We start from the raw sequence: 15,602 nt of genomic DNA, 5'->3' as shown, positions 1-15,602 counted from the left end.
CCATCCTGACATCGAGGCAGTACCAGGAAGGGCAAGGATCGTGTACGGACGTGTAGCGCGGCGGCGAGTGTTCTATGTGCCGGGCTACGATCCCGTCCCGGCCCGCAGATACCGCGAGATCTATCGGCGCGAGGGTGCCGCGCAGGCCCGCATCTCCGGCTACGACATCGCCCTGAAACCCCGCCACGCGACCGGCGGCCCCTACGGCTGGCACGTCAGCGCGACGATCGAAGGGGCAGAGGTGGAGGCCGAGGTCGACATCCTCGCCTGGTCCGACATCGTGCGCGACTCGATGGCGCGCGGCGTCTTCGCGACCTACCTCCAGCTCGCCCGCACCGCCTGGACCTATGCCCAGTCCGGCGCGTTCCGCCGGCTCATGCGGCTGCGCAGGGGTCCCGTTCTCGCCGCGCTCTACCCGGTGGGGATGCTCCTGGTCCAGCTCGCCATCGCCATTGCCGCGGGGATCGCGCTCGCCAGCCACGCCGCGCCGGTCCTGCCGTGGGAAGCGGCCGCGCTCGCCGGTCTCGCCGTCACCGCGCTGATCCTGCAGGCGTTCCAGCGGCTCGACCGGCGGCTCTACGCCCATTACCTGATGCACGACTACGCCTTCACCGCCCGCCACGGCGGCGAGATCCCGCCCGAGCTGGACGAGCGCCTCGTGAGCTTCCGCGAGGCCATCGCCGCGGCGCTGAAAAGCGACGTGGACGAGGTGCTGGTCGTCGGCCACTCCTCCGGTGCGCATCTGGCGGTCTCGGTGCTGGCAGAGCTGATCCGCCGCGGCGAGGTCCCCAATACCGGACCCGCGCTCTCGCTTCTGACCCTGGGCCATGTGGTGCCGATGGTCTCCTTCCTGCCGCGCGCCTGGCAGCTGAGGGACGACCTGCACTACCTCGCATCCCGAAGGGAGCTCGCCTGGGTCGACGTCACCGCCCCCGGCGATGCCTGCGCCTTCGCGCTCTGCGACCCGGTCGCGGTCTCCGGCGTCTGCCCGAAGGAGAAATACTGGCCGCTCGTGGTCTCCGCCGCCTTCAGCCAGACGCTCAGCCGGTCGCGCTGGCGGCGGCTGCGCTGGCGCTTCTTCCGGCTGCATTTCCAGTATCTGCACGCCTTCGACACGCCCGGCGATTATGACTACTTCCAGATCACCGCGGGGCCGAAGACGCTGGGCTCGCGTTTCGCCGGCCGGCCGCCGTCCAGAAGCCGGATCGAGCGTTCCGTTTCACCCTATACAAGCCGGGCCGCATGATTCCACCCAAGCCCGAAGCCCGGCCTGACCAGGTGGCCTTCTGGCGCCATGTCCGGCTCTTCCGGCAGGATATCCTCTCGGCCCAGCCCGCGCGGCTCTACCGCGCCTGGATGGCCGAGTACCGCACGCCCTTCTTCCGCTCCTTCCTCTGCAACGACCCGGGCCTCGTCGCCCGCGTCCTGTCCGGTCGCCCCGGGGATTTCCCGAAGTCGGGGAGGGTGGGTGAGGGGCTCCGCCCGCTTCTCGGCCAGTCCGTCTTCCTGACCAACGGCGCGACCTGGGAACGCCAGCGCCGGATCATCGACCCGGCGTTCGAGGGCGGCCGGCTGCGCGACACCTTCCCGGCCATGCTGGCGGCGGGCGAGGCCGCGGTCGCCCGTCTCGCCGAGGGCCGGCAGGAGATCGAGGCGCCGATGAGCCACGCCGCCGCCGACGTGATCTTCCGCACGCTCTTCTCGATCCCGATCGAACACGAGGTCGCCTCGCAGGTCTTCGCCGCCTTCCGGGACTACCAGCGCAGCCAGCCGATCCTGAACCTCGCCGCCTTCCTGCCGCTGCCGGGCCTCCTGCCGCGCTTCCACCGGGCCGAGACGCGGCGCACCGCGCGGGCCATCCGCGCGCTGATCACCCGCCTGACGGCAGAGCGGGCCGAGGTCATCGCCGCGGGCACCGCGCCAGACGATCTTGCCACCAAGATCATGACGACGCCCGATCCCGTGACGGGCAGGGCCTTCGGCACCGCCGAGATGGTCGACCAGGTCGCGATCTTCTTCCTTGCCGGGCATGAGACCTCTGCCTCCGCGCTCGCCTGGGCGCTCTACCTTCTCGCCCGCGCCCCGGAGGTGCAGGAACGGGTGGCAGAGGAGGCCATGGGCCTTCCCGAAATCCCTGCCTTCTCCGACCTCTCGAAGCTCCGCCTGACCCGCGACGTGTTCCGCGAGACGCTCCGCCTCTACCCACCGGTGCCGATGATGGTGCGCCAGGCGGCGCGGGCGGAGCGCTTCCGCGACCGCCCGGTCCCGAGGCGCGCCCAGATCGTGCTCAGCCCCTGGCACCTCCACCGGCACGAGCGGCTCTGGGAGCGCCCCGACGCCTTCGACCCCGACCGCTGGCAGCGCGACGAGGCCCGCCGCTCGGCGCGCGAGGCCTATATTCCCTTCTCCGCCGGCCCCCGCGTCTGCACCGGCGCGGGCTTCGCGATGGCGGAGGGGACGCTGCTGCTCGCGCTCCTCGCGCGCCGCTTCCGGTTTTCCCCCGTCGCGGGGCGGGATCCGGTGCCGGTCGCCCATCTGACCGTCCGCGCGAAGGATGGCATCTGGCTCGACCTCGCCCGCCGCTAGGTCAGCCGCGCCCGATCCGCCCGCCCGATCCGCCGCTCACAGACCATTCGACGGCGAATCCGGCGCGGCACGCCCGGCGCCCGGGGCTATCCTTCCCTGCAAAACATAAGGGAGATGACCGGATGCCCAACAGCGATGCCCCCGCCCGCCCGCACCGCGCCGGCCGCGCCGCCCGCCGCGAGGAGCGCAGCCACCGCGGCGAAGGCCTCGGCCGCCCCTACATTCAGCGGGGCATCCCGACCTATGACGTGCTCTCCGAGGAGAACCTCCTCCGCATCGAGGCCGCCGCCGACCGCATCCTGGCAGAGACTGGGATCGAGTTCCGCGGCGACCCGCCGGTCCTCGACCACTGGCGCCGCGCCGGGGCAGAGGTGACGGGCGAACTGGTCAGGTTCCCGCCCGGCCTCTTGCGCGAGATCCTGAAGACCGCGCCCGCGCGCTTCACCCAGCACGCCCGCAACCCGGCAAATTCGGTGGAGATCGGCGGCGGAGCTGTGGTTTTCGCCCCGGCCTACGGCTCTCCCTTCGTCATGGACCTCGACCGGGGCCGCCGCTTCGGCACGATCGAGGACTTCCGCAACTTCATCAAGCTCGCCCAGTCCTCGCCCTGGCTTCACCATTCCGGCGGCACCATCTGCGAGCCGACCGACGTGCCGGTGAATAAGCGCCACCTCGACATGGTCTATTCCCACATCAAGTTCTCGGACCGCGCCTTCATGGGCTCCGTCACCGCCGAAAGCCGGGCCGAGGATTCGATCGAGATGGCCCGCCTCGTCTTCGGGCGGGAGTTCGTGGACGCCAACTGCGTCATCCTCTGCAACGTCAACGTCAATTCGCCCCTGGTCTGGGACGCGACCATGACGACCTCGTTGCGCGCCTACGCCCGCGCGGGTCAGGCCGCCGTCATCGTTCCCTTCATCCTCGGGGGCGCAATGGGCCCGGTGACCAACGCCGGCGCCATCGCCCAGGCGCTGGCCGAGACGATGGCCGGCTGCGCGCTGACGCAGCTCGAACGCCCCGGCGCGCCGGTGATCTTCGGCAATTTTCTGTCGTCTATGTCGCTGCGCTCCGGCGCGCCGACCTTCGGGACGCCCGAGCCCGCCATTGGCTCGATGGTGGTGGGCCAGCTCGCCCGCCGCCTGAACCTGCCGCTGCGCTGTTCGGGCAATTTCACCACCTCGAAACTGCCCGACGCGCAGGCGATGACCGAAGGCACAATGTCGATGCTCGCCGCCGTGCAATGCGGGGCGAACTTCATCCTGCATTCGGCGGGTTTCCTCGACGGGCTTCTCAGCATGTCCTACGAGAAATTCATGCTCGACGCCGATCTCTGCGGTGCGCTCCACTCCTACCTCGACGGGGTGAAGGTGGACGACAACCAGCTCGCCGTCGATGCCTTTGCCGAGGTGGGCCCGGGCAACCATTTCTTCGGCTGCTCGCACACGATGGCGAATTACCAGTCCGCCTTCTGGGACTCCGAGATGGCCGATAACGAGCCCTTCGAGAAATGGGAGGCCGCCGGCAGCACCGACACCGCGACCCGCGCCAACAAGGCCTGGAAACGCGTGCTGGCGGAGTACGAAGCCCCGGCGCTCGACGCGGGTATCGACGCCGCGCTTCAGGATTTCGTCGCCCGGCGGAAGGCCGAGATGGAAGACGCCTGGTATTGAGGGGATGGGGGGCTCTGCCCCCCGCCTGCGGCTCCCCGGGGATATGTCCGGACGGAAGAGAGGGGGCGGTTTCACCCTCCGTCCCTGACGATCCCTCGGGGGGAAAGCGCCCCGGGCGCCGCCGCTCATTCGGGCCAGAGCTCTGCCAGAACCGCGGCCAGGTCCGTCTCGTCCCGGGCGCCCATCGTGGCTGGCAGGACCCGCGCCGGGATCGCGCCGTGACGGGCATGGAGCCGCGCCACCGTTTCTTCTTCGCCGGAACCGGTGAGTACGGCGTCGGGCGCGATGCCGATCTCGTCGATCAGCGCCAGCGCCTCGTCCCCGCTGCGCGCGTCGAGCACGCTGACCCCAAGCCGCTCCAGCATCTGGCCGAGCGCGAGGCGGCGGCGGTCGTCGCGCTTGACCAGCAGCACGATCCGGTCGCGTGGCGCGGGCGGCTGGCGCGCGGACCGCGTGTCGGGGCGGGCAAGGCCCAGGCTCACCGCGAAGCAGGTGCCGTCCCCGGGGCTGGAGCTGAGTGTAAGCCGGTGGCCGAGCAGCGCGCAGGCCCGTTCGACGATGGCAAGGCCGAGGCCCATCCCCTCAGCCGCCGAGGCGGGCGCGTTCAGGCGGTGGAACTCCTTGAACACATTGGCCTGCTCGTGCGCCGGGATGCCAGGGCCGGTGTCATGCACCTCGATCCTCAGCGCCCGGCCGATGTGGCGCGCGCCGACCAGCACCCGCCCGCGCTCGGTATAGCGCACGGCATTGCCGATCAGGTTCTGGAGAATCCGCCGCAGGTAGGTCGGGTCGCTCGCCACCTCCGCCCGCGCCGGGATAAGCCGGAAATCCAGCCCCTTCGCCGCCGCCAGCGGTGCGAACTCGTCGCTCAGCTGCGCCATCAGCGGATGCAGCTCGACGGGCCGCATCTCCACCTCGGCCCGGCCCGATTCCAGCCGCGAGATGTCCAGAAGCGCCGTCAGGATCTGCCCCACGCTTTCAAGCGCGTTCTGCGCCTTCTCCACCGTGGCCCGGCTCGCCTCCGGGATCGGATCTTCTGCCACCTGGGCTAGGAAGAGCTTCACGGCAGAAAGGGGTTGCAGCAGGTCATGGCTTGCCGCCGCCACGAAGCGCGCCCGCGCCGCGCCCGCGCGTTCCAGCTGCGCATTCGACTGGTTCAACAGGTCCAGCGTGCGTTCGAGGTCCCGCGTCCGGTCGCGCACCTGCTCCTCCAGCAGTGCGGCGCGCTGAAACTGGGCATAGGCCGCGCCGGAGGCATCCGTCGCCTGCTCGACCCGGTTCATCAGCACCTCGGCGATCTGCGTCAGCTTCTCGATCTGCCGCTTCGGTGGGTCTGTGGAGTTGATCAGTGTGAAGCTCATGGAGCAGGCCGGTAAAGGGCGACGCCGGTCAGCGTCTGGTTCACATGCATCCCGCCAAGCTGCTCGCCATAGGTCGAGAAGCCCACCACGTGATGGCGCCGGAAGAGGGCGGAGATCGCGCCGGTCATCTGTTTCTCCTCCGCCTCCATCCGCCGCAGGATGCAGTCGCAGGCAAGGATCGCCTCGGGCGGGCCGGGATCGGCCAGCGCCGACAGCGCGCGGTCCAGATGGCGCACCATGTCCTGCGGCTCGGCCAGCGTCAGCACCAGCCCCTCGTCGATGGCAGAGAAGAAGATCAGCTCGCCGTTCGGGGCCACCTGCTGGATCGCCCGCACATGATGGCGTCCGCCGATCCGCACCACGACCGGATGGGCGGCGAAGGTGAAGGGGGTGAGCTGACCCGGGTCCTTGCCCAGGATGCGGGCGTATTCCTGCGCCGCCGGCTCTGCGTTGATGCGGCTGACGCTGCGGCGGGCGGGATCGGCCTCGGTCACGACCATCCGCACCGCCGTCGGCTGCAGGTGGTCGAGGTTGAAGACCCGCACGGGGCATTCCGTCCGCACGAAGCTCAGCGTCGCGGCATTCCTGTGCATCCGCCCCTCATGCAGCACGAAGGTCGCGCCGAACCGCCGCCCGTCCCCCGCCGAGCCGCCGAACAGTGGCACCGGGCCAAGGCCCGCAGCCAGCACCGCCGTCAGCTCGTCCTCGCGGACCGAGAGGCCGTCGACCATCAGAAAGGCGAACTCGTGCTCCCATTCCGGCCGGGCGGCGCCGAGCATCTGTCGGGCGCGGATCAGCCGGGCGATGATCTCCTGCGGTGCGAGCCGGTCTAGGTTCTCGATCAGCAGGGTCTCGGCGGCGAAATGCCGGGCTGGCAGGGCGGCGGCCACGATCGCGCCCTCGGCATAGCCCTCAGCAGAGATCTCGCCGCCAGTGGTGCAGCCGACCACCGTGGCGTCGGGAAAGCAGCCGGGCAGCGCGGCCGTCAGCCCCTCCAGATCCGCCTCGGGAGAGATGAAGAGGATGACGAGCGCATGCGGCCCCGGCCCCAGTTCGGCGCGAAGGCGCACCGCCGCATCCCCGGCCCGCGCCGGCACATGCGCCGTCCGGATCACCGGATCGGCCGTCTCGGCCCGGGCGATCCCGCCGTCTGCGTTCATTGCGGCCCTCCAACCCTGCCGGAAACCGTAGGCAGGGCTCAGCCTGCTGGCAAGTCCCGCCCGAAATCCGCCTCGCGCGCGACAAGCACGGCCTGGGTGCGGCTCAGCACCCCGAGCTTTCGCATGATCGCGGTGACATGGGCCTTCACCGTGGTCTCGGCGATGGAGAGCTCGTAGGCGATCTGCTTGTTCAGCTTGCCCTCGCAGATCAGCTGCAGGATCACCGCCTGCTGGCGGGTCAGAAGTTTCAGCCGCGCGATCGCATCCTCGCGCCGCCCGGCGTCTGGCGTCTCGGATGGGCTGAAGCCCTCGGGTAGGTACGGCCGCCCCGCCGCCAGCGCGGCGAAGGCCGCCCGGAAGATCTCGCGCGTCGAATGCTTTGGCACGAAGCCCGCCGCACCGGCGGCAAGCGCGGCCGAGATCGAGCGGTTGTCGGCCAGAGAGGAAACCACGACCACCGGCACGTCCGGCGCCGCGGCGGAGACCCGGATCAGCCCGTCGAAGCCGGTCACGTCGGGCAGGTTGAGGTCGAGCACCACAACGTCGGGCCGCGGCTCCCGCCCCATCCGCTCCAGCGCCGTCTCCAGCCGCCCGACGGTCTCCACGGCGCCGATCCCGGCCACCGCCTTCAGCGTCAGCGCCAGCGCCTCGCAGAACAGCGGGTGATCATCGACCACCAGCGCCGTGGCGAAGGCAGGGCGGGGGCGGGCGGTCTCGGTGCTCTGCATGTCCATCAACCCGTTTTGGCAAGGCTAGCAAAGCCCGCGCCCCGCCGCTACCGCGCGCGGCCCCGGCTACGACTTTGGTCAGATGGCGCCGCGGCCCGGCGCCCCGTAGACTCGGTTGCATAGGGAGTGAGGGTTCATGGAACTGGAAGGCACACGCCAGATCAGGGCGGCCCCCGATCTCGTCTGGGCGGCGATCCTCAACCCGGAGGCGCTCAAGACCTGCATCCCGGGCTGCGAGTCGCTGACCGGCTCGCCCGAGGAAGGCTTCGAGGCCGTCGTCGTTCAGAAGGTCGGGCCCGTGAAGGCGCGCTTCAACGGGCAGGTCACGCTCTCCGACATCGTCGAGGGCCAGTCGCTGACGCTGACGGGCGAAGGCAAGGGCGGCCCCGCGGGCTTCGCCAAGGGCGGCGCCAAGGTGCGGCTCGAACCCGAGGAGGGCGGCACGCTGCTCAGCTACACGGTGGAGGCCAAGGTGGGCGGCAAGCTCGCCCAACTCGGCAGCCGCCTGATCGACGGCTTTGCGAAAAAGCTCGCCGAGGATTTCTTCGAACGCCTCAAGACCGCCGTCGAACCGCCGGAGGAGGCGAGCGAGGCGGAGAAAGAGGCCGCGGAGGACAGCGAAGGCACCGGCCCGGGCGACACGCCCGAGGGCGGGCGCAAGAAGGGTTGGTTCAAACGCATGATCGGCTGAGGCCCCGGCCTCTGCCAGTCCGGATCAAGGGAGGAAGACATGCCGAAGGTGGCCATGCGCGTCAACGGGCGCGCGGTTTCGGGAGAGGTCGAGGGCCGGACGCTCCTCGTCCAGTTCCTGCGGGAGGGGCTGGGGATGACCGGCACCCATGTCGGCTGCGACACCTCGCAATGCGGCGCCTGCGTGGTGCATGTGAACGGCGTTCCGGTGAAATCCTGCACCGCCTTCGCGCTGGACCTCGACGGCGCCGAGATCACCACGATCGAGGGCATGGCCAATGCCGATGGCTCGCTCGGCCGCGTGCAGCAGGCGTTTCAGGATCACCACGGGCTGCAATGCGGCTTCTGCACCCCCGGCATGGTGATGAGCGCGGCCGCGCTTCTGGCGGAAAACCCGACGCCCAGCGAGGCGGAGATCCGCACCTATCTCGAGGGCAACATCTGCCGCTGCACCGGCTACCACAACATCGTCAAGGCCGTGCTCGCGGCCTCCGGTCAGGACCCTGCCACGATCGCGGCGGAATGAGCGGCGATTTTCACGCATCCAGGATGCGCCGCGCGCGCATCGCTTGAGGGAGGAAAACATGCCCAAGGACGGCATTGGCGCCCCGATGAAGCGGCGCGAGGACCTGCGCTTCCTGGCCGGAGACGGCCGCTACACCGACGACATCAACCTGCACGGCCAGGCCTATGTCTGGTTCCTGCGCTCCGACGTGGCCCACGGCCGTATCACGCGGCTCGACACCGCGGCAGCTGCGGCCATGCCTGGGGTGCTGCGGGTGATCACGGCAGAGGATTTCGCCCATGCCGGCGGCATGATCACCGCCTGGCAGGTCACCAACCGCGACGGCACGCCCCAGGCCGAGCCGAAGCACCCGATCCTTGCCGAGGGCAAGGTCCGCCACATCGGCGAGCCGATCGCCGGGGTGGTGGCGGAAACGCTTGAACAGGCCCGCGACGCCGCCGAGGCGATCGAGCTGGAGATCGAGGAGCTTCCCGCCGTCGTCGACATGGCCGCCGCGCTGGCGCCGGGGGCCCCGAAACTGCACGAGGACATCGACTCCAACCTCTGCTTCGACTGGGGCTTTGTCGATGACAACAAGGCCAAGGTCGACGCGGCCTTTGAGAGCGCGCATCACGTCACCACGCTGGAACTGGTGAACAACCGCTGCGTCGCCAACGCGATGGAGCCGCGCGCGGCAATCGGCCTCTATGACCGGCCGATGGACCATTACACGCTCTACACCACCAGCCAGAACCCGCATGTGATCCGCCTGGTGATGGGCACCTTCACGCTGCAGATCCCCGAGCACAAGCTGCGCGTCGTCGCCCCCGACGTCGGCGGCGGCTTCGGCTCCAAGATCTACAACTACAACGAGGAATGCTTCGTCACCCATGCCGCCAAGCTCGTCGGCCGCCCGGTGAAATGGACCGCGACCCGGTCGGAGGCCTTCATCTCCGACGCGCAGGGCCGCGACCATGTGACGAAGATCCAGCTGGCGCTCGACAAGGACGGCATGTTCCTGGCCTTCCGGACCGAGACGATGGCCAATCTCGGCGCCTACCTGCGCCTCTTCGCCACCGTCACGCCGACCTACCTGCACGGCCCAGCCGCGGGCGGGCCCTACCGCACGCCGGTCGCCCATGTTCATGTGAAGGGGGTCTTCACCAACACCGTCCCGGTCGACGCCTATCGCGGCGCGGGCCGGCCGGAGGGCAGCTACCAGCTCGAACGCGTGGTCGACAAGGCGGCGCGCGAGATGGGCATCGACCAGGCAGAGATCCGGCGGCGCAACTTCGTGAAGCCGGAGGAGTTCCCCTACCAGACGCCGATGGCCGTGGTCTATGACAGCGGCAATTACCACGCCACGCTCGACAAGCTGCTGGAGCTGTCGGATTACGCGGGCTTCGCCAAGCGCCGGGCCGAAAGCGAGGCGCGCGGCAAGCTGCGCGGCTTCGGCTTCTCGACCTGGGTCGAGGCCTCCGGCCTCGCGCCCTCGCGGCTGATCGGCGCACTCGGCGCCCGCGCCGGGCTCTACGAAAGCGCGACGGTGCGGGTGAACCCGACTGGCGGCATCTCGGTCCTGACCGGCACCCACAGCCACGGGCAGGGGCACGAGACAGTCTTCGCCCAGATCGTTGCCGACAAGCTCGGCATCGACGCGGGGCTGGTGGATATCGTCCATGGCGACAGCGACAAGACCCCCTTCGGCATGGGCACCTACGGCTCGCGCTCGGCGGCGGTCGGCGGATCGGCCATCGCCAAGGCGACCGACAAGATCATCGCCAAGGCCAAGAAGATCGCCGCCCATCTGCTGGAGGCCTCGGATGCCGACATCGAGGTGGCCGACGGTAAGTTCACCGTCGCCGGCACCGACAAGGCGGTCGACTGGGCCACGATCTGCCTGACCGCCTACGTGCCTCACAACTACCCGATGGAGACGCTGGAGCCCGGGCTGGAGGAGACCGCCTTCTACGATCCGGCGAATTTCGTCTACCCCGCGGGCGCCTACGGCTGCGAGGTCGAGGTCGACCCCGACACCGGCGCCGTGACCGTGATGCGCTTCGTAGCCGCCGACGATTTCGGCGTGGTGCTGAACCCGGTCGTGGTGGCAGGCCAGCAGCACGGCGGCATCGCCCAGGGCATCAGCCAGGCGCTGCTGGAACACACCGTCTATGACGAGAGCGGCCAGCTCGTCTCCGGCTCGCTGATGGACTACGCCATCCTGCGCGCCGGCGACGTGCCGGGCTTCACCGTGGACCATTCCTGCGTCACCCGGTGCGAGCACAACCCGCTCGGCGTGAAGGGCTGCGGCGAGGCCGGGGCCATCGGCGCGCCCCCCGCGGTGGTCAATGCCGTCGTCGACGCGCTTCAGGCCGGCGGCTACGGGATCAAGGACATCGACATGCCGCTGACCCCCTCGCGGGTCTGGGCGGCGATGCACGAGGGATGAGGAGAGAGCCATGTACGCGTTCGACTTCGTAAGGCCCAAGACCGTGGCCGAGGCCGTCAAGGCGCTCGCCGCGGAGGACGCCCAGGCCCTCGGCGGCGGCCAGACGCTGATCCCGACGCTGAAGCAGCGCCTCGCCGCACCCGCGGTGCTGGTCAGCCTCTCCGGCATCGCCGAGATGTCGGGGGTCAGCCTGTCCGGCGGCACGCTGACCATCGGCGGCGGCACCCCGCACGCCACCGTGGCGAAGGAGGCCCGCGCCGCCTATCCCGCGCTTGCGGCGCTGGCGGGCGGGATCGGCGACCCGGCGGTGCGCAGCCGCGGCACGATCGGCGGCAGCCTGGCCAACAACGACCCCTCGGCCTGCTACCCGGCCGCGGTGCTCGGCTCCGGCGCCACCATCGTCACCGACCGGCGCGAGATCGCCGCCGACGACTACTTCCAGGGCATGTTCGCCACCGCGCTGGAGCCGGGAGAGATCATCACCGCCGTCCGCTTCCCGGTCCCGGAAAAGGCGCATTATGAGAAGTTCGCCCAGCCCGCCTCGCGCTTCGCCCTTGTCGGGGTGTTCGTCGCCAGGACCGGGCAGGGCGCGCGCGTCGCCGTCACCGGGGCCTCGGCCGACGGCGTGTTCCGCTGGGCGGAGGCGGAGAAGGCGCTATCGGGCGGCTTCTCGGCCGCCGCACTCGCGGGCCTCGCCCCGCCGACGGGCGACATGATCTCCGACCTGCACGGCTCGGCCGAATACCGGGCCCATCTGGTCAAGGTTCTCACCGGCCGGGCGGTCGCCGCGGCCTGACCGGTTTCGTAGCGAGTACGGGGGCTTCCGCCTGGCGCGGGAGCCCCCATAGTACCTTGCCCCGCTGGGGGAGACCATTGGCGGGAATATCTGCACACGGATGTAAGCCGGTGCGTTGCCCGTTCACCGGGCAACGCGCTCAGGGCAGGGCGGCGAGGTAGGCGGCACAGCCGGTCAGGGCGGCGTAGTCGTCTTCGATGATCCAGACCGGGAAATTCTGCATGAAGCCGGCGAAGCGGCCCTTGTCGCGGAAGGCCTCGGTGAAGCCCATCGGGCCCAGATGCGCGGTAAAGGCGCGGGCCACGCCACCGACCAGGAAGATCCCGCCGAAGGGCAGGTGGGTCAGCGCGAGGTTCCCTGCCTCCGATCCGAAGAGCCGCACGAAGGCCCGCGCCGCCGTGGCGGCAAGCGGGTCGCTGCCATCCTCCAGCGCGGCCATGATCTCGGCGGCCTTCTTCTCCGCGGGACTGCCGGCCTCCGAGGCGACCCAGGCGTAGAGCCGTTCCAGCCCGCGGCCCGACAGCACGTCCTCGACGCCCGGGAACCCATGCGCGGTCTCGACGAAATGCGCCAGGCGCAGATCCGCCTCGGTCCGCACCGGCATGTTCACATGCCCGCATTCCGAGGCCGCGACGATCCGGCCCCCCGGCGCCTCGTGCACCGGGGCTGCGTTGAAGCCGGTGCCAACCCCGATGACCAGCTTGGCCGCATGTGCCGCCGCCTGCGGCCCCTCGACGACGGGCCGCAGGCTTTCTGGCGCCAGCGCGCCCAGCGCATGGCCCTGCGCCTGCAGGTCGTTGAGGATGGCGACCTTCTCGGCTCCCGCCGCGCGCGCCAGCATCGCGGGTTCGATGGTCCAGTCGAGGTTGGTCATATGGGCGACCCCGTCCCGCACCGGCCCGGCCGCGGCGACGCAGGCCCCGGCGCAGTCGACGCCCTCCTCCTCCTCGATATAGCGGCGGATGACGCTTTCGAGCCCGGGGAAATCCGTGTTGCGGTAGCGCCGGATCGAGCCCGGCTTCAGCGCCGTCCCCTCCGCAAGGGCCACCCGCGTGTTGGTCCCTCCGATATCGGCGACCAGCGAATAGGTGTTCGGGGGGAGCATCTCGGCCTCCGGATCAGCGCGCGAGCGCACGGGCGAGGGCGTGATAGGACGCTTTCGGGGTGCGCTGCAAGCTCTCGAAGTTGACATGGACGAGACCGAAGCGCTTCTCGTATCCCAGCGCCCATTCGTAATTGTCCATCAGCGACCAGATGTAATAGCCCGCGACCGGCACGCCCTCTGCTATGGCGCGGCGCACCTGCGCCAGATGCGCCTCGATATAGGACAGGCGCTGCGGATCCTCGACCGCCCCTGCGACCAGCCGGTCGGCGTTCGCCATGCCGTTCTCGGTGACATGAATCGGCAGGCCCCTTGCATGATCGCGATGGGCGCGGATGAGGAATTCATGGAGCCCCTCGGGGTAGATCTCCCATCCCACCTGGGTCTTCGGCAGCGGGCCTTCGACCTCGCGGTAATGCGGCCAGGGCCCGGGATCGGGGGCGATCAGCTTACGGGTGTAGTAGTTCAGCCCCAGCCAGTCGAGCGGCTGGCCGATGGTGGTGAAATCGTCCTGCCAGCCCGCCGGCAGATGCGGCTCCAGCCCCTCCAGTGTCTCGGCCGGGTACTGGCCGTTGAAGATGCCCGAAAGGAACCAGCGGTTGTAGATCGCGTCATAGCGCGCGGCGGCGGCCCGTGCCTCGGGCGTATCCTCGGCGGGCGTGGCGTATTCGAGATTGCAGACCGCGCCGAGGTTGGTCATCCCCAGCCCCCGCATCGTCTCGATCGCGCGGCCATGGGCCAGAAGCACGTGATGCATCGCCCGCGCGGTGGCGCGGATGTCGCGCAGCCCCGGCGCGTGTTGCCCGAGGAAATGCGACAGCCAGCCCACGCACCACGGCTCGTTGATCGGCGCGGCCGACCAGAGCCGGTCGCCGATCCGCCGCATCAGGACCTCGGTGAAATCGGCGAACCAGCCGGCGATGTCGCGGTTGCGCCAGCCGCCCAGATCGGCAAGCGGCGATGGCAGTTCCCAGTGATAGAGCGTCGCCGCCGGCTTCAGCCCGCGCGCCAGAAGCCCGTCGACCAGCCGGTCGTAGAAGTCGAGCCCCTCGTCATTGACCGCGCCGCGCCCCTCCGGCAGCACCCGAGCCCAGGAGGTGGAGAAGCGGTAGAGGTCGAAATTGGCCCCGGCGACGAGGTCCAGATCCTCCTCCATCCGGTGATAGTGGTCGCAGGCCACCGCGCCGTTCTCGGACCGGACGACGTTGCCCGGGGTGGCGGCGAAATCGTCCCAATGCGTCCGCCCGGCGCCACCGAAGGCATGGCCCTCGATCTGATAGCTGGAGGTCGCGGCCCCGAACAGGAAGCCCTCGGGAAAGTCCTTGCGCGTGAAAGTCATGTTTATCCTCTGGCGGGGGCGGGCCCGGTGGACATGCCCACCATCAGCTCGGCCTCGAACATCCGTGTCAGCGGCTCTTTCGCCGGGTCCTCGATCAGGTCGATCAGCATCGCCGCCGCCTGCCGCCCGGCCTCGCGGACGGAGGATCGGGTGGCGGTGAAGATCGGCAGATCCTCCCCGTTCCTGAGGTAGGAGAGTTCGTCGTCGAAGGTGATGACCGAGACGTCTCGGCCAAGTTTCAGCCCGCGCTCCTCGATCGCGCGGCGCACGCCGATCGCCGGGATCATCGAGGAGACGAGGAAGGCCGTCGGCGGGTCGGGCTGGGCCAGCAGCTCCAGCGCGGCGCGGTGGCCGTAGGTCTCGGTCATCTCGTCGGACCGCATCAGCGCGGGGTCGGGGACAAGGCCGCGCTCCTGATGCGCGTTCTCGTAGCCGGAGCGGCGGCGGATCGCGAAATCCATGTATTCGAGGCCGTTGATCAGCGCGATCCGGCGGTGCCCGAGGTCGATCAGGAAGTTGGTCGCGCGCTGGAAGGCGCGGCGGTTGTTCACGTCGAGCCAGGAATAGGGCTCCGCCGCGCCGGTCGCCCGGCCGTGGACGACGAAGGGCAGGCCGATCTCGTGCAGAAGCCCAATGCGCGGATCCTTGGCCTTGGGCGTGTGGACGATGATGCCGTCCACCGTGCCCCGGCTCTTCAGCTCGCGATAGGCGCGCGGCTCGTCTGCGTCGGTCACCACCGTCAGCAGCATGTCATAGCCGCGGCGCAGGTAGGTCTCGCCCGCGCCGGCGATGAAATCGGCGAAGATCGGGTTCACGATCTCGTGCTTGGTCGAGACGGTGATGACATGCCCGATCGCCATCGCCCGCCCGGTGGCGAGCCGGATCGCCCGCGTGTTCGGCTGGTAATGATGCTGGCGCGCCGCCGCGACGACGCGGGCACGGGTGGCCTCGTTCACCTCCGGATACCCGTTGAGCGCCCGCGACACCGTCGTTGGCGAAAGCCCGAGCGTACTGGCAAGTTCCTTCAGGTTCATCGGGGCGAAATCGTCCAAAGCGTTTTCAAATGTCGTCGGACTGTACCCAGCCCCGGCGGGGGCGTCAAAGCCATTTCCCATCGGCGGGCGGTGCTGCGCCCGCGAAAAATCCCTTGTGGCGCTGCAGCATCCGCGCCGCGGGGCCGGGCTCACCGGGCAAAACATTGACTTGTGAAGCCGGA

General features: G+C 69.7%; 13 protein-coding genes. 7 read left to right on the top strand and 6 right to left on the bottom strand.

Annotated features, from left to right (window positions below; translation table 11 throughout):
* The first annotated feature begins 37 nt into the window (after positions 1 to 37).
* The 3 genes from EIP85_RS01090 (at position 38) to EIP85_RS01080 (ending at position 4,256) form a co-directional block, all read left to right on the top strand.
* Positions 38 to 1,246, top strand: a complete 1,209-nt coding sequence (locus EIP85_RS01090; protein ID WP_127900286.1) for a hypothetical protein — start codon at positions 38 to 40, stop codon at positions 1,244 to 1,246.
* On the top strand, positions 1,243 to 2,586 hold the full coding sequence (locus EIP85_RS01085; protein WP_127900285.1) for a cytochrome P450: 1,344 nt from the start codon (positions 1,243 to 1,245) through the stop codon (positions 2,584 to 2,586). The genes EIP85_RS01090 and EIP85_RS01085 overlap by 4 nt, the downstream gene beginning before the upstream one ends.
* 122 nt (positions 2,587 to 2,708) lie before the next feature.
* Positions 2,709 to 4,256 (top strand): trimethylamine methyltransferase family protein, encoded by a 1,548-nt coding sequence (locus EIP85_RS01080; RefSeq protein WP_127900284.1) that lies wholly within the window; start codon positions 2,709 to 2,711, stop codon positions 4,254 to 4,256.
* Between the two features lie 125 nt (positions 4,257 to 4,381).
* Here EIP85_RS01080 and EIP85_RS01075 read toward each other — a convergent pair whose 3' ends face one another.
* From EIP85_RS01075 to EIP85_RS01065, 3 genes are read right to left on the bottom strand one after another with little or no spacing between them, the layout of a single operon-like run.
* Positions 4,382 to 5,617: a sensor histidine kinase gene (locus EIP85_RS01075; RefSeq protein ID WP_127900283.1), complete on the bottom strand. Its 1,236-nt coding sequence runs from the start codon at positions 5,615 to 5,617 to the stop codon at positions 4,382 to 4,384.
* The gene (locus tag EIP85_RS01070) at positions 5,614 to 6,777 is read right to left on the bottom strand and encodes an FIST N-terminal domain-containing protein (protein WP_127900282.1); all 1,164 of its coding nucleotides are present in this window, start codon (positions 6,775 to 6,777) and stop codon (positions 5,614 to 5,616) included. Before EIP85_RS01070 ends, EIP85_RS01075 begins: the two co-directional genes overlap by 4 nt.
* Before the next feature lie 38 nt (positions 6,778 to 6,815).
* Positions 6,816 to 7,511, bottom strand: a complete 696-nt coding sequence (locus EIP85_RS01065) for a response regulator transcription factor (RefSeq protein ID WP_241559853.1) — start codon at positions 7,509 to 7,511, stop codon at positions 6,816 to 6,818.
* Between the two features lie 130 nt (positions 7,512 to 7,641).
* On the opposite strand from EIP85_RS01065, the gene EIP85_RS01060 reads away from it, so the two are divergent.
* From EIP85_RS01060 to EIP85_RS01045, 4 genes are read left to right on the top strand one after another with little or no spacing between them, the layout of a single operon-like run.
* Entirely contained in the window at positions 7,642 to 8,196 is a 555-nt protein-coding gene (locus EIP85_RS01060; protein ID WP_127900281.1) for an SRPBCC family protein, read from the top strand.
* Between the two features lie 39 nt (positions 8,197 to 8,235).
* On the top strand, positions 8,236 to 8,721 hold the full coding sequence (locus EIP85_RS01055) for a (2Fe-2S)-binding protein (RefSeq protein WP_127900280.1): 486 nt from the start codon (positions 8,236 to 8,238) through the stop codon (positions 8,719 to 8,721).
* Between the two features lie 58 nt (positions 8,722 to 8,779).
* On the top strand, positions 8,780 to 11,149 hold the full coding sequence (locus tag EIP85_RS01050) for a xanthine dehydrogenase family protein molybdopterin-binding subunit (protein ID WP_127900279.1): 2,370 nt from the start codon (positions 8,780 to 8,782) through the stop codon (positions 11,147 to 11,149).
* Positions 11,150 to 11,159: 10 nt separating this feature from the next.
* Positions 11,160 to 11,945, top strand: coding sequence for an FAD binding domain-containing protein (locus EIP85_RS01045; RefSeq protein WP_127900278.1), 786 nt, complete (start codon positions 11,160 to 11,162; stop codon positions 11,943 to 11,945).
* A 139-nt stretch (positions 11,946 to 12,084) separates the two neighbouring features.
* On the opposite strand, the gene EIP85_RS01040 is transcribed toward EIP85_RS01045, so the two are convergent.
* The 3 genes from EIP85_RS01040 to EIP85_RS01030 are packed head-to-tail and all read right to left on the bottom strand — an operon-like array spanning position 12,085 to position 15,420.
* Positions 12,085 to 13,050, bottom strand: a complete 966-nt coding sequence (locus EIP85_RS01040; RefSeq protein ID WP_127900277.1) for a glucokinase — start codon at positions 13,048 to 13,050, stop codon at positions 12,085 to 12,087.
* Between the two features lie 13 nt (positions 13,051 to 13,063).
* Positions 13,064 to 14,386 carry a GH1 family beta-glucosidase gene (locus EIP85_RS01035; RefSeq protein WP_127900276.1) on the bottom strand — a complete coding sequence of 441 codons (1,323 nt, stop codon included), beginning with the start codon at positions 14,384 to 14,386 and terminating at the stop codon, positions 13,064 to 13,066.
* Between the two features lie 2 nt (positions 14,387 to 14,388).
* Positions 14,389 to 15,420 (bottom strand): substrate-binding domain-containing protein, encoded by a 1,032-nt coding sequence (locus EIP85_RS01030; RefSeq protein WP_127900512.1) that lies wholly within the window; start codon positions 15,418 to 15,420, stop codon positions 14,389 to 14,391.
* Positions 15,421 to 15,602 lie beyond the last annotated feature (182 nt).

The sequence above is a fragment of the Solirhodobacter olei genome (assembly GCF_004010155.1).
Lineage (GTDB): Bacteria > Pseudomonadota > Alphaproteobacteria > Rhodobacterales > Rhodobacteraceae > Solirhodobacter > Solirhodobacter olei.
This window is presented reverse-complemented; position numbering and strand designations above follow the sequence as displayed.